The organism is Roseateles sp. P5_E11 (assembly GCF_054049355.1).
Genome location: NZ_JBFUMO010000921.1, coordinates 1 through 1,570 on the forward strand (window position 1 = coordinate 1; position 1,570 = coordinate 1,570).

At 67.4% G+C, this 1,570-nt stretch carries 1 pseudogene; it reads left to right on the plus strand.

Going from position 1 to position 1,570, the window contains the following annotated elements:
- Nucleotides 1-1,570, plus strand: a pseudogene (locus tag ACXJKR_RS32105) (heme utilization protein); the annotation flags it as partial.

The following is a 1,570-nucleotide window of genomic DNA, read 5'->3' on the forward strand; positions in this document are numbered from 1 at the left end:
CCTCGGGCCAGGTCGCGGCGCTGACCTCGGGCCAGGTCGCGGCGCTGAACTCCACGCAGGCAGGCAGCCTGTCTACCGCGCAACTGGCCGCGATTGAGACCGCGGACGTCAAGTCGCTGACCACGGGCGCCCTGCGCAACCTGTCCTCCGACCAACTCGACGCCTTCACCAGCGACCAGCTCCGCGCGCTGAGCAGCGGCCAGGTCAACAGCCTGACCACGAGCCAGGTCAATACCCTGGGCACGGCCGACCTGAACAGCCTGACCAGCGGCCAATTCGCCAACCTGTCCTCGGGCCAGGTCCAGGCGCTGACCAGCACGCAGCTCAGCTACCTCGCCACCGACAACCTGAACGCGCTGGGCACCAGCCAGTTCGCTTCCCTGAACTCCGGCCAGTTCGGTTCGCTGACCACCGGCCAACTCGGCAAGCTCGAGACCGCTGACCTGCGTGCCGTCACGACGGCTGCGCTCAACGGCCTGTCCTCCGACCAGGTCGGCGCCTTGGCCAGCGATGCCGTCGGCTCGCTGACCACGGCACAGGTCGGCTCGCTGGGCACCGCCCAGGTCAAGGGCCTGACCACGGACGACATGGTCGCCCTGACCTCCGCCCAGGTCGCCTCGCTGAACTCGACCCAGGCAGGCGTGCTCTCCACCGCCCAGATCGCCGCCATCGAGACGGCCGATGTCAAGGCCATCTCCACCGGCGCACTGCGCAACCTGTCCTCGGATCAACTGGATGCATTGACCAGCGACCAGCTGCGCGCCCTGTCGTCCACCCAGCTGAATGCGCTCACCACCAGCCCGCAACTAGTCAACATCTCCACGGGTGACCTGAATGTGCTGACGACGGCCCAGATGGCCAATCTGTCGACGGCTCAGATCCGTTCGCTGACGACCGACCAGCTCGGCAATCTGGCGACCGACAACCTGAACGCGCTGGGCACGGCCCAATTCGCGGCCCTGTCGTCCAGCCAGTTCGGTGCGCTGACCACCGGCCARCTCGGCAAGCTCGARACCGCTGACCTGCGYGCCGTCACSACCGYYGCRCTCAACRRCCTGTCKTCCGACCAGRTCGGCGCSYTGGCCAGYGACGCYGTCGGMTCRYTGACCACGGCMCARGTSGCCTCGCTSGGCACSGCCCAGATCAAGGGCCTGACCACCGGCGATATGGTCGCCCTGACCTCGGGCCAGRTCGCCTCRCTGAACTCCACCCAGGCSGGCGCCTTGTCSACCGCCCAGATGGCGGCCATCGAGACCGCCGACATCAAGTCGCTGACCACCGGTGCCCTGCGCAACCTGTCTTCCGATCAGCTCGACGCCTTCACCAGCGACCAGCTGCGCGCGCTCGGCAGCGGCCAGGTCAACAGCCTGACCACGAGCCAGGTCAACACGCTCGGTACGGCCGATCTGAACAGCCTGAGCAGCAGCCAGTTCTCCAATCTTTCGTCTGGCCAGGTCCAGGCACTGACCAACACCCAGCTCGCCAACCTCGCCACCGACAACTTGAACGCGTTGGGCACGGCCCAGTTCGCGGCCCTGTCGTCCAGCCAGTTCGGCGCATTGACCACCGG